General features: G+C 68.6%; 13 protein-coding genes and 1 tRNA gene. 5 read left to right on the top strand and 9 right to left on the bottom strand.

Annotated features, from left to right (window positions below; translation table 11 throughout):
- Nucleotides 1–236: 236 nt before the first annotated feature.
- Nucleotides 237–1,052 (bottom strand): HEAT repeat domain-containing protein, encoded by an 816-nt coding sequence (locus ACZ7SW_RS34910; RefSeq protein WP_470234626.1) that lies wholly within the window; start codon nt 1,050–1,052, stop codon nt 237–239.
- A gap of 52 nt (nt 1,053–1,104) precedes the next feature.
- Nucleotides 1,105–7,284: a PA14 domain-containing protein gene (locus ACZ7SW_RS34905; RefSeq protein ID WP_470234625.1), complete on the bottom strand. Its 6,180-nt coding sequence runs from the start codon at nt 7,282–7,284 to the stop codon at nt 1,105–1,107.
- 269 nt (nt 7,285–7,553) lie between these two features.
- Here ACZ7SW_RS34905 and ACZ7SW_RS34900 point away from each other — a divergent pair, with 269 nt between their 5' ends.
- The 3 genes from ACZ7SW_RS34900 (at nt 7,554) to ACZ7SW_RS34890 (ending at nt 9,901) form a co-directional block, all read left to right on the top strand.
- Entirely contained in the window at nt 7,554–9,158 is a 1,605-nt protein-coding gene (locus ACZ7SW_RS34900; protein ID WP_470234624.1) for a DUF2079 domain-containing protein, read from the top strand.
- A 130-nt stretch (nt 9,159–9,288) separates the two neighbouring features.
- A complete protein-coding gene (locus ACZ7SW_RS34895) occupies nt 9,289–9,468 on the top strand; it encodes a hypothetical protein (RefSeq protein ID WP_470234623.1) in 180 nt (59 codons plus the stop codon).
- Nucleotides 9,469–9,547: 79 nt separating this feature from the next.
- Nucleotides 9,548–9,901: a hypothetical protein gene (locus ACZ7SW_RS34890; RefSeq protein WP_470234622.1), complete on the top strand. Its 354-nt coding sequence runs from the start codon at nt 9,548–9,550 to the stop codon at nt 9,899–9,901.
- Nucleotides 9,902–11,391: 1,490 nt separating this feature from the next.
- On the opposite strand, the gene ACZ7SW_RS34885 is transcribed toward ACZ7SW_RS34890, so the two are convergent.
- Nucleotides 11,392–11,464, bottom strand: a tRNA-Asn gene (locus ACZ7SW_RS34885).
- A gap of 176 nt (nt 11,465–11,640) precedes the next feature.
- Between ACZ7SW_RS34885 and ACZ7SW_RS34880 the strand changes: the two genes are divergently transcribed.
- The gene (locus tag ACZ7SW_RS34880) at nt 11,641–11,820 is read left to right on the top strand and encodes a hypothetical protein (protein ID WP_037362580.1); all 180 of its coding nucleotides are present in this window, start codon (nt 11,641–11,643) and stop codon (nt 11,818–11,820) included.
- 265 nt (nt 11,821–12,085) lie between these two features.
- Here ACZ7SW_RS34880 and ACZ7SW_RS34875 read toward each other — a convergent pair whose 3' ends face one another.
- Genes ACZ7SW_RS34875 through dnaG form a run of 3 tightly spaced genes read right to left on the bottom strand, consistent with a single transcriptional unit; the run spans nt 12,086 to nt 15,341 of the window.
- Nucleotides 12,086–12,853, bottom strand: a complete 768-nt coding sequence (locus tag ACZ7SW_RS34875; RefSeq protein ID WP_470234621.1) for a trans-aconitate 2-methyltransferase — start codon at nt 12,851–12,853, stop codon at nt 12,086–12,088.
- Between the two features lie 51 nt (nt 12,854–12,904).
- Nucleotides 12,905–13,426: a hypothetical protein gene (locus ACZ7SW_RS34870; protein WP_470234620.1), complete on the bottom strand. Its 522-nt coding sequence runs from the start codon at nt 13,424–13,426 to the stop codon at nt 12,905–12,907.
- Between the two features lies 1 nt (nt 13,427).
- Nucleotides 13,428–15,341, bottom strand: coding sequence for a DNA primase (gene dnaG, locus ACZ7SW_RS34865; protein WP_470234619.1), 1,914 nt, complete (start codon nt 15,339–15,341; stop codon nt 13,428–13,430).
- Between the two features lie 50 nt (nt 15,342–15,391).
- Here dnaG and sigJ point away from each other — a divergent pair, with 50 nt between their 5' ends.
- Nucleotides 15,392–16,306: an RNA polymerase sigma factor SigJ gene (sigJ, locus tag ACZ7SW_RS34860; protein ID WP_470234618.1), complete on the top strand. Its 915-nt coding sequence runs from the start codon at nt 15,392–15,394 to the stop codon at nt 16,304–16,306.
- Between the two features lie 64 nt (nt 16,307–16,370).
- On the opposite strand, the gene ACZ7SW_RS34855 is transcribed toward sigJ, so the two are convergent.
- From ACZ7SW_RS34855 to ACZ7SW_RS34845, 3 genes are all read right to left on the bottom strand, one after another.
- Complete coding sequence (locus tag ACZ7SW_RS34855) at nt 16,371–16,937, bottom strand: carboxymuconolactone decarboxylase family protein (protein ID WP_470234617.1); 567 nt, start codon at nt 16,935–16,937, stop codon at nt 16,371–16,373.
- Between the two features lie 63 nt (nt 16,938–17,000).
- Nucleotides 17,001–18,734 carry a glycosyl transferase gene (locus ACZ7SW_RS34850; RefSeq protein WP_470234630.1) on the bottom strand — a complete coding sequence of 578 codons (1,734 nt, stop codon included), beginning with the start codon at nt 18,732–18,734 and terminating at the stop codon, nt 17,001–17,003.
- 92 nt (nt 18,735–18,826) lie between these two features.
- Nucleotides 18,827–19,900 carry a serpin family protein gene (locus ACZ7SW_RS34845; protein ID WP_470234616.1) on the bottom strand — a complete coding sequence of 358 codons (1,074 nt, stop codon included), beginning with the start codon at nt 19,898–19,900 and terminating at the stop codon, nt 18,827–18,829.
- Between the last annotated feature and the right edge of the window lie 18 nt (nt 19,901–19,918).

Below are 19,918 nucleotides of genomic sequence, written 5' to 3'. Positions count from 1 at the left end.
CAACTCGTCGGGCACCAATCGTCGCGACAACTCGTCCATCACAAGTCATGATCATGCTCGCACCTCAACCGCCATCCAAGTGAGACACGCTCTTAGACGCGGCGCGCCAACAGCGAACTCTGATCGTGTCCCGCCACAGGAGAGATCGCCGCAGGCACCCAAGGCCACGTGGCGCGCTCTGTCGGTCGGTCACGCACGAATCGGGCCTGCTGCACCCGCTGACTGGGGATGGGCGATCAGATCGTGAGGTCCCCCGGCCATGTTCGTTTCAATGACGGAATCTCCCCCTGCAGAATTCTTGTCCATTCGCGTTGATCGCGGGGCGATTTCGGACTGTGGTCTCGCAGTGCTTCAAACTCTCCCAGTGAGCCGAGCGCCCGCGCTGCGGCGATTCTCGTTTCGCGAAGCGAGTCCTCCTGAAGGAGATCGACCAGCAAGTCCCGGACAGGATGCTCCCGTGCTTTTTCGCGGAATCCCGCGTTGCCAAGTCGACGGACAGCATCCGCGCCGAGGGCACGCACGGCCGGGACCTTGTCCTTCAGAGCTTTCGCCAGGACGTCAAGAGCGTTCGCCTCTCCGGAGTCACCCAACCCTATTGCCGCGTTCATTCGAACAGGAGCGGCGTAACACCTGAGGATCGTGTCGTACTGGCCCATCGGGTCAAGTTGACGTAGTCGACCGAATCCGAATTCGTATCGTGTCACTATCGGGGCTATGATCGCGCTTTTGATGGTGGCGCTCGATCGATCTTCGACAGCCCTGACATGCCCCTCCGGGACGCAGTCGAGCAGCGGATCCGGATCACGGTCGCGATCGCGTTCCACAAGAATCCTCAACGCCAGGGTTCGTACCGTGGCAGACCATATTTCATACCTCAACGACTTGAATATCGCTTCGTCGACCCCGGGTTCTTCTGATTTGACTAGATCCACTGCCATTGACGCGGCCCGCGAGTCGGGAGATTTTAATATCTCCTTGAGATAACCTCGCACATTCAGCTGCCCCGGCATTCTCGGCCTCCTCATCCTGACAATTCGCCCCTCGCTACCCATGGTGGAGATTACAGCGGCTCGCAAACGTGACCGCTCTCGCGCCTGGCCGGCTTCAACCTCGTCTGGCGCTCAGGCACCCGAGCCCCGCACCGACCGCTCGGTAAGCCCAGTTCAAGGAGCCCATTCCGTTCCATATCGAGACGGCGCGTTCGACGCATCTGGCAAGAGTCAGCCGGTAGAAGGCTCGCAGCCCGTGCCACATCCAGTAACGGTAGCCAGAGAGATAGCTAAAGGCGTGATATCCGTTGTTCACTCCCCAGGTGAAGGCTTTTTCGGCGGCACGTTTGACCCAGGGCCAAGCCTTGGTTCTGATCCATCGTCCGGCACTCTTCAAACCTTTATTAATTCCGCCGAGGCAACGGATCAGCGTGCTGCGAGTGAAGCATTTGCCGTCGAGGTCGGTGTGGTTGACGGGGTCGGCGGGGTAGATGTAGTCGTTGGTGTTGCCGCCTTCGACGGGGTCGACGGACAGGAATCGTCCGAGAGCGGGGATGTAGGCTCTGGCACCCATTTCGACGATGGAAAGCGCTCCGGCGTGTTCGTAGGGGCGTCGGTGCTGGCCGAGCCAGCCGTAGCTCATCTTGCCTGGCTGGTTGGCGGGCACGGCCTGAGGATCCGAGGCACCGGTGGTCGTGAGGGGCTGGCCGTAGGGGTCGTAGCTGTAGCGGTTGCCGGTCTGTTTGCCGGCGTGGTCGGTGGACAGGAAGATGTCGCCGCGGACGGTGACGTGGTCGTATGCGGGGGTGGCGGTTCCGCCGGGGTAGGTGAAGGTCAGCAGGACGCCGCCGGGCAGGGACAGGCTGCGTGACAGCAGCCGTTTGCTTACGTCGAGGGCGAGGCTGGCGGAGTCGCCGTTGGCGGTGTAGCCGTAGAGCGCCGTGGCTTGTTGGTCGCCGGCGGCGGCGTCGCGGCGGACGATGCGGTCGGTGGCGTCGCGGGTGTAGCCGACGTCTGCGACCTGGGCGGGGTCGCTGCTGGTGGTGGAGGCGGTGCGGTGCCGGTCGGCGCTGTCGTAGCCGAGGTGGGTGGTGGTGGGGCCTTGGGTGTATTCGGTGGTGTTGCCGTGGGTGTCGTAGGCGATGCCGGTGACAGGGTTGGCGCCGGTGGTGGCGGTGAGCCGGTCGGCGGTGTCGTAGCAGTAGGACGTGGCGGTGGTCGTGGTGCCGACCCGGTCGAGCAGCCGGACCCGGTTGGCGTTCAGGCCTGCGTTGGCTTGGGTGCCGGCGGGGCAGCCGGGGTCGGCCGCGGAGGTGAAGTCGTAGGTGAGGTGGTGGCCGGAGGCGTAGGCCTCGGTGAGGCGTCCGGCCGCGTCGTAGACATAGGTGGGGCCGCCGGGGTTCGAGTCGGCGCCGTCGAGGGTTTCCCGGTGGATGGTGCCGGCGCGGGTCCGGGACACCGCCGACGCGATCTGCCGGTTGTCGCTGGTCTGCCATTTCAGCGACGTGGTCTGGCCTGCCAGGTCCTTGCCGATGGCTGCCAGCGAGGAACCGTTGGCGTAGGCGACCGAAGCGAGTTCGCCGGAGGCGTCGTAGGTCGCGGTGGCCAGGGTGGTGGTGCCGAGTTTCGTTGTGAGGATCCGGCCGGCGTCGTCGTAGGCGAATACCGTGGTTTGTGGCGCGTCGGCGGTGTTCGGTGGGGTGACGACTTCTTGGGTGCTCCGCCCTGCCTGGTCGTAGGTCGTGTCAGTCTTCGTTCCGTTGGCGTCGGTGTAGGACACAGTCCGGCCCAGCAGGTCGGTCTTGGTGAGGACGGTGCCTGCGGCGTCGGACACCGAAGAGGCGAGAGGGTCGCCGTCCACGGCGTAGTCGTAGGTCACCGTCCGCAGTCCGGCGGTGGGGTTGGCGGGGTACGTGACCTGTGAAGGCCTGTTTCGTGCGTCGTAGACGGTGCAGATCCAGTCGCCGCCGGTCGCCTTCGCGACCACTCGCCCGGAGCTGTCGTAGACCTGTTCGTCGCTGCGTGCGCTGCCGGACGCGGGCGACGGCGAGGTCGTGACCTTGGGCATCCCGGCTTGGTTGACTGCCGGTCCGCCGGCCGCGCACGGGTTGGCCCGGGTTTCGGTGTCGCCGTAGTACGCGTAGCTGTATTTCGCTCCGGTCGGCATGGTTTTGCTCGTCTTGCGCAGGTACCCGGAGCCCGGCGGCTCGTAGCTGGCGGCACCGTTGGGCTTCTGCCCGTTCGGGTCGTTCACTGCGGAAGAAACGAGACCGTAGACGGGGTCCAGGCCGTTTTCGTCGTACCGTGTCGTGCCGGTCCGGTCTGGCACGCCGTCGGATTCCGAGGCGGTCGTGGTCGTCTGGAGTCCGTAGCGCGGGCGCAGCGCGGTCCCAGGGACGAGTTCTTCGGCTTTGCCGGGGGCGATCCAGTTGAGGTCGAGTTTGGCGTAGCCGCCGTTGTCGTAGTAGTCGATGCGGATCTTCTTCGCCTGTCCGGCGGCGTCGCTGTGGACGGTCGCTTCGCGCCAGGCCGGGTTGCTGACCTGCCAGTAGTCCATGACCAGCCGGTCGTCGATCCACATGCGGATGCCGTCGTCGACGTTCGCCCGCAGCTTGTAGTCGCCCGCGGCAGGGAAGACGATGTCGCCGGTGAGACGCAGCGAGAACGAGTCCGCGGTCAAGCCGGGCACGACGTCGTTGCTGTACTCCCACGAGCTCTTGATGCTGCCATCAGCCGGGCCGATCCCAGTGCGCCAAACCTTCGGCACGCCCGACAGGGTCGGGTTGTCGTAGAAGGCCGCTGCCAGGCCGTTGATGTTCTCGTCGTAGCCAGTGCGCTGGTGCGGGACAGTCGCCGCGCAGGCAGCGACCGGACTCTGCCCGCTGAAGCACGCAGCCGGCGCTGGACCGTACTTGTCGGTCGCGCGGTCCGCGTAGTCGTAGACGGTGGTCGACACCCGCCCGGCCGGATCGGTAGAACTCAGCTGCTGATCCTTGACGTTCCAGGTCTGGCTGGAGACCTTGCCAGTCGCGTCCGTTGTGGACAGTGCGCGGTCGGCGTCGTCGTAGGTGACCTTGCCCGCGAACCCGGTGGCCGGGTTCAACCCGGCGGTGTCGGTGTAGGTGGTGCGGTTGGCTGGGTCGTAGCGATAGGTCGTCTTCGGCCGCGGCTGCCCGGGTGCGGGAGCGGATTCGGTGACGTTGGTGACCTGGGTTTTGCCGTTCTGGTCGGCGTATCCGATGGTGGTGTAGTAGTCGATCAGGTTCCGGCTCGCCGGGTCGGCGGCGACCCAGTCCGCGGCCAGCGGGCTGCGCACCGCGGTGACGCGGCCGCCTTCGTCGTAGAGGTAGTCGTTGCTCTCCGCGCCCGGGTCCTCGATCCGAGCAAGTCGGCCCTGGACGTACCACAACGCCGTATCGCTGCCGTCCCAGTAGCTGACGCGGCACAGCATCTGCGACGGCGGCAGCGCATCCGCCCCCGCGGGAACCTTGATGCTGCCGTAGCAGTCGTCGCCGGCCCGGTTGTAATGCAGCGTGTGCGCACGACCCGACACCGGGTCCTTGATCTGGACCAGCCGCGACGGGGCGCCGTTGTAGATGTTCTGCAACGCGGCCGGTTTGCGCGAGTCGACCGACGCGGCTTGCGTGTCGAGTTTGCCGTCGGCGCGGAAAGTGAACACGGTGCCGCCCTCGTGCAGGGTGACGCGGCCGCTCGTGTCGAGGGCGAGGACGCCGTCTTCGCCCTCGGGCGGGGTGTAGCCGCCGGTGCTCTTCTTGGTCCAGGTGTGCTTGGCGCCGGTGGCGTCGGTGAGCACGATGTTCTGGTCGGTGATCTTGGCTTCGGTATAGCTGGAACCGTCGCCGTCCAAGTCCGCCGACAGCGTCCAGCCCTGCGGCAGGGCGGGCAGGTCGTTGGTGAACAGCCAGTCCGCCGGGACGATCTGCGGGGCGACGGTGGTGTTGTCGGTGGTGCGGACGAACAGCCGCATCTTCGCCGCGCCGGTGGCTTCGGCGTTCTCGACCTTGATCGGCACCCGCTGCCCCGCGGTCAGCGTGACGTTCGTGGACTGGGTCCAGTTGACGTCGCTGGGGACGCCGACGTCGTAGACCTTCGCGCCGTTGACCCACACGACCGCGCCGTCGTCGTGCACCCCGGCGAACTGATACGTCCCGGCGACCGGAGCCTGGAAGAAGCCTTCCCAGCGGGTGACGAACCAGTCCGCGGGAAGCGGGGGCGGGAACGGCGAGTCGGTGCCCCAGTCGACGTTGACCTGCGGTTCGGTGCGCACCAGCACCGGCTGCTGGGCGTCGCTGATCAGGCCGTTGTGCGAGAGGTCGACGAAGTAGGAAGCCTTGAGGCCCTTGGTTTCCCGCTGCTGGGAGTTGAACGTGAAGCTCAGCCCGGCGTTGCCGCCGACGGTGGTGAACGTCGGGGTCTGCTGCGACAGCGACGCGTTGCCGTTGGCCAGGTTCACCGTGACCGGGCCCGCGTCGTCGGTCGGGGACGGGCCGCGGTCGCCGATGCGCTGGTCGGCCTTGAGGTGCCCGACCCAGGCCGGGGTGATCGTGGTGGAGCCGCTGAACGTCATCGCCTGCCAGGTGTAGGCGACGCCGTCCTGCAGGACGCCGGGCGGGATCGTCCAGGTCGGGGTGGGCAGGCAGCCGGACTCGACGACCACGCCGGACTTCGCGTCCGACCCCGTCGCGACGCGGAAGCAGTACTTGACCGCGTCGCCGTCCGGGTCGGTCACGGGCTTGACCGACAGGGTCGGGGTCAGCGTGGTGACGACCGAGTTGTCCGCCGGGGCGACCAACGTCGTTGCGGGAGCGGGGCTTCCGGTGTCGACGGTGAGGGTGGCGTTGAGGTTCTTGTAGGTCCAGACGCCCGGGTTCTCCGCGCCGAGCATCATGAAGAACACCGAGCCGTCGCGGGCGTTGACCCGGTCCCGGATGAAGCTCGTCAGGCCTTCGCCGACGAAGCTGCCGACGTCGCCGACCAGCGCGCTGGTCATGTACCCGCCGACGCCGTTGAAGTTGAATCCCGAGGCGTGGTAAAGGTTCGTGTTCCAGGTCTTGACCGATCCGACGACGCTGGTGTTGCGGGTCAGGTCCATCCGCGCGCCGACGACGGTCTTGCCGAACAGCGGCGCATAATCCATGTGGAAGACGCTGCGGTTGTAGGTGTCGCCGTTGGCCTGGCTGTTGCCGATCCGCAGCCCGCACGCGTCGCAATTCGTCCCGTCGGAACGGTAGGAGTGCGACTCGGTCACGCCGTAGGTGAAGGTCGGGTCGATCGACACCGGGTAGACGCGCTGGGGGTCCTTCAGCCAGTTCGCGTCGACCGAGACGGTCAGCCACCACTCGTCACCGGTCTGCTCAAGGTTGTAGGCGCCGCCGGTCATCGCGGGCGCGGTTTCGCCCTTGCCCGCCGAGTCCCAGGTTTCCACCGGCGGCAGCACGATCTTCGCCTTGCCGTCCTTGTCCAGCAGCGACACCGATCCGGCCTTGGCGTCGAGCTTCGGCGTCAGACCGCCGGCGTTGAGCTTGAACCGCCAGCTCGACCGGCCGTCCGCGGGCGGGCGCTTGAGCTTGATGGTCTCCTTCACCGCACCCGGCGTGACCTCGTACTCCAGGTCCGTGCCCGCGGCGACCTCGGGATAGGTCACCGAGTCGCCCTTCACCGCCGCCTGCGCGGGAGCGGCCTGATCCAGCGCGAGGCTCGCGGTGTGCCCGGCCGATTCGACCTGCAGCACCGCCGCATCATCAGCCTTCCCCGCCAGCGACGGGCTCAGCGGATGCTGGTCGGCATCCGACCGCTTGGTCGCCGGGTCGGCTTTCAGCGTGGTGTCGACCGGCTGCCACGCGCCCTTGTCGTCCTGGAAGTTCTGCGGCTGGTTGGACTGCCGCACCGAACGCGTGCCGTCCGGGTTCTCGTACTCCGTCGCGAACATCGTCCGCGACACCGGCTTCGAGCGCTGCGGGTCGAAATGCGTCCCCGCGCCGCCGTCCAACCGCGACAGCCCGGAGAAGTCCGCGCTCGACGGCTTCGCGAGCTGCGGGGCGCTCGGCGGCGGCGAGGATAGGAACGGGACGTCGTGCGGATCAACCCTTGCCGGAGCTTCCGCCGGACGGGCCGGGGCGGCGACCGCCTCGGTGGTGCTGGCCAGCAGCACCGCTATCAGCAGGACCAGCACGGCTCTGAGCACCTGGCTCTTTTCGGCAGCACGCGACAACCGGCGCACGACGAACGTCCCTCCCCGCGGCGCGAACTCCAGCTCGCGCCAACCCGAAAGCACGGCACTGGCAGCGCCGCGCAACACCGGCCCGAAGCGCTCATGCCCATTGGCCGGGACAGCCGGAATATCTCGTTCATCCGGTCTGCGAACCAGTAATCGCTTTGTCCGTATCCTGTCGTTACATCCGGAACGGAGAGCAAGGACACTCTTGTCCGGGTCGTGCCCAATGCTGTAGAAGCAGCAGGTCACACCGCAGAAACTCCGCCGCGCACGGCAGACGGGTTCGGCAAGCGGCCGACCGGGTGACACCCACTTCGCTAGGAGAGATCTTGACCGCGCTTGCTTCGCCGCCCGCCGCGCTTCCTGCCGTCCGAAGGCTCCGTGTCGGGGTCGTCGCGCTGGCAGCCTTCGCCGCCGTCCCCGCCGCGTTGGCGTTGTGGACCGCCGTGCGGGCGCCGCGCGGTCATGTGCTTCTCGACTACTGGCACGTCCTCGCGAAAATCACCGACGACCGCGGACGCCTCCTGCTCGGCCAGGTGTTCACCTATCACCTCGACCAGCCGTTCGTCATCCCCTCGCTGCTGTTCTACGCCGACGCCGCCTGGTTCGGGGGCGACAACCGCGTCCTCACCGTCCTCACCGTCGCGCTCGTCGCCGGGACCGGCGCCTGCCTGTACTCGATGCTCCCCCGATCCCTGTCCCCGCACCGGAAAGCAGCACTCGCCGCCGGGACGTCGTGGCTGCTGTTCTCCTCACACCTGGCCGAAATCTGGCTGCAAGGCACCAACGGGATCAGCTGGATCCCCGCCGTCTTCTTCACCGTCCTCGCCGCCGCCCAAGCCCACCGCGGACGCCTCTGGACCGCCGCGGTCGCAGCGCTGTTCGCCAGCCTCAGTTTCGGGACCGGGCTGCCCGCGTTCTTCCTAGTCGCCGCGATCTTTCTGCTCCGCCACGAAAACCGCGCCAAAACCATCTCCATGACTGCCGCCGGAGTTGTTGTCCTGGCAGGGTGGCTGCTCACCAAACCCAGCGGCGCACAATCCCTCGCCACCACCGCGCTCGATCCCGACGGCCGCCTCTCCGTCGCCGCAGCCGCGCTCGGCAGCCTGTGGTCCGGCGATCAAGCTCTCGTCGCCGTCCTCGCCGGAGCGCTCACCGCCGCGCTCCTCACCGCCTGCGCTATCGCCGCGAAACACGACCCGCGCGCCGCAGGATGGATCGGCATCGCCGGGTACGCCGTCGCTCTCGCGGTCCTCGTCGCACTCGGCCGCACCAGCAACCTGGCTCCGGGCGGGAACATCGGCCTGATCAGCCGCTACGCCATCGTCAGCGCCCTCGCTCTCACCGCGCTTCTCGCCCTTGCGACACTGGTCCGTCCACAGTGGTCTTTCACCGCTGTCGTCATCGGCATCTGCGCGATCTCCCTCACCACCCACGCCCTCGGCGGAACCAAAGCCGACCTCACCCGCCGCGGCTACGCCCCGCTCGCCCTCGCCCCCATCGCCCTGCGCACCGAAGCCACCAGCGTCCTCGACCAGCTCCACATCCAACGCCAAGTCATCCCCGCCGCCCGAGCCCTCGGCGCCTACCCCTTCTCCCCGAGCTTCACCCTCGGCTGCCGCGGACCCGAACTCGGCACCGTCGTCCACCCGGCCGCCGCCACGGATTTGCCTGCAGGCCACGGCACTATCACCACCCCGCACCCCACCGGCGGCGCGCTCATCACCGGATGGACCGACCTGCACCCCGACTGCGTCCTCATCGCCGACGCCACCGGCACCGTCACCGGCGGAGGAATCACCGGACTCCCCTCCCCCGCACCAGGAATCCCCGACGGCACCGCCTGGCAAGCCACCGCACGGCCCAGCACCGAACCCGTCACCGTCTACGCGGTCCAGGGCGGACGGCTCTATCGCCTGTACGAATCCCCGTGAGCCACAGTCGACCACCGCACTCCGGTCACGCTTCCGGGTTCCCGGCGATAGCGGTGTGAACGGGTAGAGGTGTGCGGCGGGATGGATTCGTGGTGCGGGCACGCGCTGGCGCGGTCTCCGCTCTGCTCGCGTGCGCGCTGGCCGGGACACCGGCCGTCGCCGCGAACAGCTCGCGGTCCCCAGCTCACCGAGGGGAAACACCGCGAGCGCACCGGCGCATCCGGGCTCGGGCTACATGGACTCCCCCATCGGCGCGGACCCGGTCGCGACGCCGAACACCGCCCCGCGCATCGCGATGGCCGCCGTGTGACGACGCCGGACGTGGACGCGTCCCACTACCGGGGCACAGTCGACTGGAACACGGCAGCCGGCAAGGGCGCGTAGTTCGCGTGCATGAATGCCAGCGAAAGCACGACCTACATCGATCCGCAGTTCACCGCCAACTGCACCGGCTCCACGAACACCGGGATCCTGCACGGCACCTTGGCCTGGGCTACCCCGCCACAGACGAAACCGGCACACCTGACGGAGTGGGCCGCTGCAACCACTTCAACGGCGCTCAAGGCTCATCCATCTGCTGGGCCCCCGCCACCGGCGCACAATCCATCCACGGAGCCATCCGAGACAAATGGGCGTCCCTGGGCTGGGAGAAAGGCAGCATCGGCTACCCCACCAGCGACGAGTACGTTCTCCCCGCGCGAGCGGGAGCGATCCCAGCAAGTCCAGTCAGCCGAGCAGACTGAGGCCGTTCTCCCCGAGCGAGCGGGGGGTCGTCCGCCTAAACCCGGCCAGCCTCCGTCAGCGTGGGTCTTCCCCCGCGCGCGGAGGTCCCGACACGACGAACGCGACGGCCGAACGGCTCGGGTCTTCATCGCGTTGCGGGGTCCCGGCTCGGTCACGATGACGGTGCCGCCCAACGCGTCTGCTCCGCGCGTGCGGGGATACGTCAGCTGGCCCACGTTGAGGAGCACGTCAGCGACGTGCTCCTCGCTCGAACGTAGGGTGAAATCTTCGATCTCTTCAACCGACGACCGAACGCCGACCTTCCTCGTCATCCCAGGCTCTAGACAACATGTCAGCATCGCTAGACAACGCGATGGGCATGAACGCGCAATGCGCATTCATGCGAATTTTCTTGGAGCAGGACCATGATTCCAACAGCCTCGAACAGCGCTCAGGTGCGGTCAACTGCGGCGTCCGGCCTGCAGGTTCCCGATAACCGCAGGTCAGGGACGTGTCCTGCCCATTCTGGCGGTGAAGGGGTCAGCAGTGCTGTTCCGCAGGCCAGAGACGCTCGGCCAACGCGGTCCCCAGCGGTATGGGGCGACGCCACAAGCTGCGCGACCCGTTGGGCAACTCACGGACGCATTGTCTCTAGCTAACTGACAGTCGACTGAATTCACCAATAAGGCCAGCGCTGTCGAGAATCTTCCTCAATGCAGTGGGCACCGAGGCTCCGAAACGACTCATCCTCGCATTCTGAAATCACAGTTTAGACGTCTTCAGACCGCTGCCTTTTATTCCGGAAGCCTGTGAAAACAGCAGCACCGAGCGGGACTTCGCCCGGAAACTCTGGATCAGGTCGCGATACCACCACGGCACACGTCAGCGCCTGATCTCGGTTCGCGGCACGCGATGCGCACCATGGGCACCACGCGAGTCTCGATCCTCGTCAGCCAGGAAGATCTACCTGACCGCGACGACCATGGCCCGCACCCGGCGTGACGACTACCGGCTCTGCGCCGCGCTACACCACGATTGGCGTCCTGACACGGGATCTCCGTACGACGAACCGGTCCGGCTTCATCACGCCTCGGGTTATTCCAAGCGGTTACGACGTTCGGCCAGCAGGCCGCATGATCAACTCGCCCGCGACGAACCCGGCAACCTTCAGGCCAGAACCGCGCAGCGAGGCACCGGGAACAGTCACGCGGCCACGACCTGCCCGCTCACGCCACGCGCGGTTCCAGGGCTCGATCATCAACCTGAAGCTGCTCGAGGACATCGCATGCACGCGTCGAGAAACGAATCGACATATCGAGCGAGGCCAACCACGCCAGTATCGATAGCGGCCAGCGCGGCATCGCAGCCCTACGTCTCCGAAGCACCGCTGGCTACCGCAGTCGGCCACCAGCGGCCCGACAGACGACCGCTTGGACGACCGTCAAAATCGACACTAAATCGCCCCTACTTACGGGTAACAAAAAAGCCCAGGCCATTGGCCTGGGCTTTGCTCCCCCGCTTGGACTCGAACCAAGAACCCTCCGGTTAACAGCCGAATGCTCTGCCAGTTGAGCTACAGGGGATCGCGCTCTGCCGGTCCGGATCTCTCCGGGCTGACAGGAAGAACTTTAACCCATGCCGTTCCAGCCCCGCACAGGGGGGTGGGTTTCGCGGCCCGGCGCGGGGAACCCCGCGCGGAAGCCGGTTGTGCTGGACAATGGACAGTCGGAAGTCCTGCTGACGAGAGGTGTGGCCGCCGATGAAGAAGTTCCTGCTGGGCGTGGGCCTGGGATACGTGCTGGGCACCAAGGCCGGCCGGGGACGGTACGAGCAGATCGTGCGCACCTACCGCAAACTGGCCGACCATCCGATGGTCCAGGGCGCGGCCGGGGTGGCGCGGGCGAAGCTCGGCGAGAGGTTCGGGCGCGGGAACGGCTGAGAAAGCCCAGCTCAGGACGGTTTCTGCCCGGTGAGCGAGTACCGCGCGCCGGGCAGCGATCGTCGCGCGGGCCAGGCGGCCACCTGGGTGACGGCTGTTTCGAAGCCCAGGTGGCGGAGGGGGTCGCGGAGCAGAGGAAGTCGTACGCCCCGAGGTCAGTGGACAGCGGGCCTGGGCGACTCGTCGATACCGGTGACCTCGGTCACCCCCGCAACCAACAAACCGTCAGCCGAGCACGGCGCGACGTTCGTTTCCCAGTACGAAATCAGCCCGGAATCTTCGCGACGAAGAAGATCCGCCGGAATTCGAACCAGGTCGTGCCGTCCGGGCGGGGCGGGTAGGCCTCGTCCAGGAGCGGGGCCAGGTCGTCTTGGAACTCAGCCCAATCAGTGTCTCCCAAGGCCGCGCGGATGGGGCGGAGCGCGGTGCCGGTGATCCACTCCAGGACTGCTCGCGGGCCGGAAAGTTGTTGCACGTACGTGGTTTCCCAGGCGTCGACCAGGCATCCGGCGTCGGCGAGAAGGTTCGCGTAGTCGCGGGGTTCGCCGACCGCGTCTTCGGCACGCAACGACACGGAGGACAGCCGCGTGGCCCAGGCCGGTGAAGCGGCCAACTGACGGCTGATGGCGTGCGAAGGGGCGGAGAAGTTGCCGGGCACCTGCACCGCCAGGACCGCTCCAGCTGGGAGTTCTGCGGCCCAGCGGCGCAGCAAGTCCTCATGGCCGGGCACCCACTGCAGGACCGCGTTCGAGACGACCACGTCGGTGTCCGGTTTCGGGGTCCACGACCGGACGTCGCCGACCTCGGCGGGCACCCCGCGTTCCCGGGCCGCGGCGACCATCTCCGGCGAGCTGTCCATCGCCTCCAGGACCGCGTCCGGCCAGCGGAGCGCCAGGTCCAGGGTCAGGGTGCCGGGGCCGCAGCCCAGGTCGGCCACCCGGCGGGGCGAAGCAGCCGAGATTCGCCCGATCAGGTCGTAGAACGGCCGGCCGCGCAGGTCGGAATAGTCGAGGTACTTCGCCGGATCCCACATGAGCAGCCTCCCGCCAGTAACAGTACAGCCGTACTGAGTACGAGCGTACTGCTACTCGCCGAGGTTGGCCAGCTTCTCCGCGACCTCCGCCGCGACCGCCTCGACCAGCGCCGGGTCGGTGCCCGGATCGGGGCGGACCTGCAGTTCCACGCCGTCGCGGCCGGGGACCTTGCGCTGGACGAACCACGCGCCGCCCTCGGGGAACTCGTGCCGGTGCCTTCCCCGCACCGAGCCGTCGACGCGCAGGCGCACCTGCTGCGGCACCTTCCCCGGCTGCGGAAGCCGGAACCGCACCGGCTCGCGGTCGGCCAGCACCGCGACCGCGCCGGTCCGCCCGGCCTCCTCCGATTCGGTCAGCGTGAACACGCCCTCGCCCCAGGTCGCCTTGCCCACCAGGTGCCAGCCGACGCGCCGCGTGCCCTCGCCGGCCGGGATCCACAGGCCCAGCGACGTCACGACGAGGTGCCCGCCGCCCTCGACCGCCGCCGCGGCGACCGGGTCCTCGCCCTCGTCCAGTGTGCCCGGGAACCCCGAGGGCAGCCCGCCGCCGAAGAACCGGTTCAGCAGTCCCACGTCACTCCCACCCGCTCGCCGCCTGCTCGCGCAGCGACTTCCGGTACTGCTCCAGCGCGACCAGGTCGCCGAACAGCGCGCGGTAGTCGTCCGGGGCCTCGACCGGCGACAGCCGCTGCAGCTTCGACTTGATCTCGCCGATCTGCCTGCCGACGAGGTTCTCCTGCACGCCCGCGAGCACGCCGGAGATGTAGCGCGAGTCCACCTCCCCCAAGGCGCGCAACGGTTCCACCGCCAGTTCGCTGAGCACCCGGCGGACCGTCCCTTCCGGACAGTGCGCCGACGCCGCGTCCAGCAGCGCGGGCCCGGTGAGCCCGGACGCCGCCCCGCCCGCCTTCAGCACGGCCAGGTGCACCGCGATGTACACCGGATGCGTGAACGCCTCTTCCGGCAGCGAGTCGTACTCCGGACCGGCGATCGCGGGCTGCTGCAGCGCCGCCTTGAGCGCTTCGCGCTGCCCGGCGAACCGCGGGTCGTTCGGCGCGGGACGCGGCAGATCCTGCTTCTCCGGCTCGGGCGCGGGGGCATCGTGGCGGGCCGCGGACCGCCTCGGCTGCGGTTCGGCCGGTCCGCGCCGCGACGCCGCTCCGGCCGCGCCGCGCACCCGGTTGACCACCTGCGCGACGTCCTGCCAGCCGACCCACCAGGCGAGCTTGGACGCGTACCCGTCCCGGCTGGCCCGGTCCTTGATCGCGGCGACCATCGGCACGGTCTTCTGCAGCGCGGAAACCTGGCCGTCGACCGAATCCAGGTCGAACTGCTTGAGCATGCTCTTGATCACGAACTCGAACAGCGGCGTGCGCCGGGCCACCAGGTCGCGCACCGCGGTGTCGCCCTTCGCGACGCGCAGCTCGCACGGGTCCATGCCGTCCGGCGCGACCGCGATGTAGGTCTGCCCGGCGAACGTCTGGTCGCCTTCGAACGCCTTGAGCGCCGCTTTCTGCCCCGCCTCGTCGCCGTCGAAGGTGAAGATGACCTCGCCGCGGAAGGCGTCGTCGTCCATCATCAGCCGGCGCAGGACCTTCATGTGGTCCTCGCCGAACGCGGTGCCCGAGGACGCCACGGCCGTCGGCACGCCCGCCGCGTGCATCGCCATCACGTCGGTGTAGCCCTCGACCACGACGACCTGGTGCCGTTTCGCGATCTCCCGCTTGGCCTGGTCGAGGCCGAACATGACCTGCGACTTCTTGTAGATCTGCGTTTCGGAGGTGTTGAGGTACTTCGCCGAGATCCGGTCGTCGTCGAACAGCCGCCGCGCGCCGAAGCCGACCACGTCGTTGCCGACGTCGCGGATCGGCCAGACCAGCCGCCGGTGGAACCGGTCCATCGGGCCGCGCTGGCCCTCCTTCGACAGCCCGGACGCGATCAGCTCCTTCACCTCGAACCCGCGGTTGAGCAGGTGCTTGGTGAGCTTGTCCCAGCCGCCGGGCGCGAACCCGCAGCCGAACTGCTTGGCCGCGGCGGCGTCGAAACCGCGCTCGGTCAGGAAGTCCCGCGCCGCCCGCGCCTCGTCGGTGCCCAGCTGCTCGATGTAGAACTCGGCCGCCGCGCGGTGCGCCTCGATCAGCCGGGACCGGGTGCCCCGGTCGCGCTGCACCGACGCGCCGCCGCCCTCGTAGGTCAGCCGGATGCCGACCCGGTCGGCGAGCCGCTCGACCGCCTCCACGAACGACACGAGGTCGATCTTCTGAATGAACTTGATGACGTCGCCGCCCTCGCCACAGCCGAAGCAGTGGAAGGTCCCGTGAGTGGGGCGCACGTTGAACGACGGGGTCTTCTCGTTGTGGAACGGGCACAGGCCCTTCAGGCTGCCCCCGCCGGCACGGCGCAGCGCGACGTACTCCCCCACGACCTCGTCGATCCGGTTGCGCTCACGCACCTCCGCGATATCGCTCTCCCGAATCAGTCCTGCCACGACACCACAATAGTTCTCCCCGCCGCCGCGCCGTGCGGCACACTCGGGACATGAGCACACCGACCGCGCTGGAGGAGTTCGCCGCGGAGTTCGACGCCTACCGGCTCACCGGCACCCGCGCGGACGCCGAGGACGCGACGCAGGAGGCCTGGCTGCGGCTGTCCGGGCTCGACGACGCGGGCCGCGCCGGGATCCGCGACCTGCGCGGCTGGCTGACCGCGGTGGTCGGCCGGATCTGCCTCGACCGGCTGCGCTCGGCGGCGGTGCGGCGCGAGAAGTACGTGGGCGAATGGCTGCCCGAACCGATCGTCACGCCGTTCGGCGCGCCTGCCAGCGAGGACCCGCTGGAAGCCGCGGTGCGCGACGACGGCCTGCGCATGGCCGCGATGGTGGTGCTCGACCGGCTCACGCCGGAGCAGCGCGTGGCGTTCGTGCTGCACGACGCGTTCGCGGTGCCGTTCGCCGAGATCGCGGACGTCCTCGGCTGCAGCCCGGCGGCCGCGCGCCAGCACGCCTCCCGGGGCCGCCACGCGGTCGAGGACGCCGATCCGCCCGCCCGGCTCGAACTGGCGGAGCAGCAGCCGGTGCTGGAGAAGTTCGTGGTCGCGCTGCTGGCCGGCGACATCCGCGCGGTCACCGAACTGCTGCACCCGGACGTGGTCATGATCGGCGATTCCAACGGCCGCTCGCGCACCAGCCGCCGGATGATCGCCGGGCCGGACAAGGTCGCCCGCTTCGTTCTCGGCGTGCTGGCGAAGTACGCGCCGGGCACGATGGAGAACGGGCGGCCGGTGCTCGTCAACGGCGACCTCGGCCTGTGGCTGCCGCAGCTGCCCGCGGTCGACGGCTACCTGGCCCTCGACGAGCGCGTGCAGACGTTCAGCGTGCGCGACGGCCGCATCGTCGGCGTCTTCGACCAGGTCAACCCGGAGAAGCTCACCCGTATCACTCGGCCGGGGCAGTAGTCCGTGAAGGGCTCCTTGAGGGAGTCGGATTCCCTCAAGGAGCCCTTCACGGACGTTTCGGGGGTCAGGGGATCGGGACCTGGCAGGCGGCTCCCGAGGTGAAGCCCTGGTCGACGATGCCGAGCGCGCTGTTCATCCGCGCCCGCGAGTTCTCCAGGCCGATCTGATACGTCAGCTCGACCACGCCCTTCTCGCCGAATTCGGCGACCAGCTCGGCGATCTGCTCGTCGGTGACCGTGACGGCCGGGCCGGACATCGCGTCCGCGAGAGCCAGCGCCAGCCGCTCCTGGCGGGTGAACAACGGCGACGTCGCGTATTCGTCGATGTGCTTGAGCCGGTCGATGTCGAGGCCGTCGTGCCGCTGCAGCATGGTGCCGAAGTCGACGCACCATGAGCAGCCGATCTGCGTGGCGACGCGGTACACCGCGAGTTCGCGCACGTTGGCGGGCAGGTGCTTCGACGCCTTCTCCGCCATCAGCTCGTGCGCGATGCTGGTCCGCAGCAGCCCGCGGTGGTGCGCCACGACGGCCATCGGCTCCGGCACCGCGCCGTACCGCTTCCCGGCGATCCGGTAGAAGAGCTTGAGCACCGGGCCGCCGTCAGTGGCTCGTTTGACCGGGATACGAGGCATGTCGGGTCCTCCTTCTGAGTGGTTCGAGGGAGGAACGGGACAGCCGCGCGAGATGTGACAGCGTCAGCGGCGCCCGGTGATCGGCCGCACATCCCAGATCCACACGCCGTCCACGTACTGCCCGGGTTTGCGCAGCAGGAGGTCGACGGTGGCGCGGTAGGCGTCGCTGTGCGCGCGCGGGATCAGCACGAGCACGCTGGCGTTCCAGTAGCGCAGGTCCTCGATCGCCTGGTTCCGGTCGGCGTCGGTGACCTCCTGCGCCTGCTTGGAGTCGCGGACCCGGTCGAACAGCGTCGAGGTCGGCCGCTGGTAAGAGCCGTAGCGGCCGCGTTTGTCGTCCGGGCCCTGCGGACCGACGAAGTAGCCCTCCGGCATCGCGTACCGCAGGCCGGCGTCCATCTGCCAGTGCAGCGGCTCCGACTCCCCCGAACTCGGCAGCGGCACCGGCACGACGGTCCCGCCGGGCGCGACGTAGGTCTGCCAGGTGCCGTCGGCGAAGAACGCGGGCGTCGGCGGGCGTTTCTGCACGAGCAGCTGGGTCGGCGCGATCGGCAGCAGCACGGCCGCGACCGCACCGAGCCAGATCAGCCGCACCGGCAGCTTCAGCTCGCCCTTCCCGGCCGCGGTGAACACCCGGTCGGTGGCGATCGCCAGCAGCGCCCCGATCGCGGGCACGCACGCCATCGCCAGCCGCGATTCCAGCAGCGATTCGAACAACGGCAGGTCCGCCAGCAGCTTCCACGGCCCGGGCACGCCGGTGTTCTCGTGCAGCACGGTGATCTCGGAGCCGAGCGAAAGCCAGGCCATCAGGAACATCGAGATCGCGAGCGAACGGGCCACGACCTCGCGCCACAGCCACGCCGTGATCACGACCATCAGCACGATCAGCGGCCAGCCGAAGAACGCGTTCTCCTCGGTGCGGTTCAGCGACACCGCGGCGGCCGCCTCCGGCTGCCCGGACACCGACTGGGTCGCGAACCGGGTCATCGCGGCGGTGTCGTTGCCGACCTGGCCGTGCTCCAGCCCGGTGTAGCTGTCCGGGCCGAAGAACTGCCACCACAGTGGGAACGCGACGACCACCAGCGTCAGCGCGATCGCGATGCCGCCGCCGAGCAGCACCGGCCGCACCATCGCCTTGACCTCGCGCCGCCGCGAAGCGCAGTACGCGACCGCGAAGATCAGGAAGCCGAGGGCGAAGATCAGCAGCGGCTCTTCGCCGAGGAAAATCTGGTACGCGGTGAGCACGCCGAGCCAGATCCCGTTGCGCACCGGGCGGTCGCCCCGCGCCAGCTGGATCACTTTGAGCGCGATGAACGGCAGCAGGAACCACGCGACGAAGTTCGGATGCGCGTTGGCGTGCGAGATCATCGGCGGCGCGAACCCGGCGAACGCGCCGCCGATCGCCGCGGACACCCGGTGCCGCACGAGATGCCGCGAGAACACCCAGTACCAGGCCGCCGCGCTGCCGGCGAGGCTGCCGGTGAGGGCGATCGCCCAGGTGGCGGTGGGGCCGAAGGCGAGCGTGATCGGGGTGAGCGGGACGCCCAGGCCCAGCATGGCCGTGTTGGCCATCATGTTCACGCCGAGCGGGTAGTTCTGCAGACCGCTGGCGAGCGGGTTTTCCAGGTGCTGCACCGATTTCGCGGTGACCGCGAAGAACCATTCCCACAGGTTCTGGTCCGACGCGCTGTTCCACAGGTAGCCCTGGCCGAGGTCGGCCCACAGGCCGCCGAACAGGAGCACGGAGAACGCCAGGTACGCGCCGATGATCCCGGCGTCGGCCCAGGACCGGCGCATCCGCGGTTCGGCGGCGGTGACAGCGGCTGCGCCGGGTTCGCGAGGCGGTGCTTCGGGTTTCGCTTCGGGGTTTGCTTCGGGCCGGAACACGCTCACGCGGGGCGCACCACCCGCGCGAAGAAGTACACCGCACCGGTTTCGGCGTGGCGAACGAGCAGCAGGAACGGCCGGTCGATCCGGACTTCGAGCGGGTCGCCGGAGATGAGCGACATGGTGCGCATCTGGACCGCGGTGGCGGCCGCGCCCTCGAGACCTTGTTCGTCCAGCCGCAGCACGGCCTGGTGCAGGATGCTGTCCACCCACAACGGCCGGTCGTGGGTAAGGCCGGTGAGGTCGGCGTCCTGGGTGAACAGCTCGCGGACGCCGAGGCCCTGCAACGCCCGTTCGAGGTCCGCGCGCACGTCGAGCGAGACCTTGGGCAGCGAGAGCTGGATCTTGTGCTGCTTCGGGCTTTCCAGCAGCCCGCGCAGCGCTTGCGCGCCGAGCGCGGATTCGGCGCTCTCGAGGTCGCCGTCCGGCAGCAGGATCACCGTCTCGACGCCACCCTCGGCGGTCAGCCGGACGACCTGCCAGCCGTTTTCGTGCGCGTAGCCGACGGATTCGTCCAGGTGCATCGTCGGCACCGGACGCACGCCGTCGGGGGTGTGGAAGTCGGCGTCCGCGGTGGCGTGCTCCGGGAACGGGTGCCGCCAGGCGGTTTTCAGGTAGAGCGCGTTGACCAGGCTGGCGCGCGTGTACGGGTGGATCGCGCCTTCGGGGAGCAGCTCCGGGATCAGCCCGTGAGTGGTCTGGTCCACGTCGGCGTTGATCCGCTCGCGCGCGCCCTCGGGGTCGGTTTCGAACGGCGCGGTCTCGGCTTTGCCGCCGGGCCAGCGCACGAGTGCGGACTGGAAGCTGTCCTCGACGGTGATCAGGTCCGAGGCCCAGAGCGTGTTCGCCACGGCCAGCTGGGCCTTGTCGCCCAGCTCAGCCGCGGCGTGGAGCAGGCCGCTCTGGTCGCGGCCGAGCACAGCGGCCAGTTCTTCCGCGGTGCGTCCGCGCGCGGCCTGTTCGGCTAGACCGAGCGCGCTCGCCGCCGAGTACGGCGAGAGACACGCGTCGGTTCCCGGGGGCGCGGTCGCACCGTGCAACGCCAGGGTGAAGGTGAGGTGGCTGTCCAGGGCCATGCGGCGACCGTACCGGAA

It is taken from the genome of Amycolatopsis sp. NPDC114484 (genome assembly GCF_055633755.1).
Note: the sequence above shows the minus strand (reverse complement) of the source record. Positions and strands in the feature narration are given on the sequence as shown.

What these genes read in the sequence shown, in the direction of transcription:
- ACZ7SW_RS34880 (WP_037362580.1), top strand. Translation starts at nt 11,641, where the DNA reads ATGAAGAAGTTCCTGCTGGGCGTGGGCCTGGGATACGTGCTGGGCACC.
- sigJ (WP_470234618.1), top strand. Translation starts at nt 15,392, where the DNA reads ATGAGCACACCGACCGCGCTGGAGGAGTTCGCCGCGGAGTTCGACGCC.
- ACZ7SW_RS34845 (WP_470234616.1), bottom strand. Translation starts at nt 19,900, where the DNA reads ATGGCCCTGGACAGCCACCTCACCTTCACCCTGGCGTTGCACGGTGCG.
- ACZ7SW_RS34855 (WP_470234617.1), bottom strand. Translation starts at nt 16,937, where the DNA reads ATGCCTCGTATCCCGGTCAAACGAGCCACTGACGGCGGCCCGGTGCTC.
- ACZ7SW_RS34910 (WP_470234626.1), bottom strand. Translation starts at nt 1,052, where the DNA reads ATGGGTAGCGAGGGGCGAATTGTCAGGATGAGGAGGCCGAGAATGCCG.
- ACZ7SW_RS34875 (WP_470234621.1), bottom strand. Translation starts at nt 12,853, where the DNA reads ATGTGGGATCCGGCGAAGTACCTCGACTATTCCGACCTGCGCGGCCGG.
- ACZ7SW_RS34850 (WP_470234630.1), bottom strand. Translation starts at nt 18,734, where the DNA reads ATGCGCCGGTCCTGGGCCGACGCCGGGATCATCGGCGCGTACCTGGCG.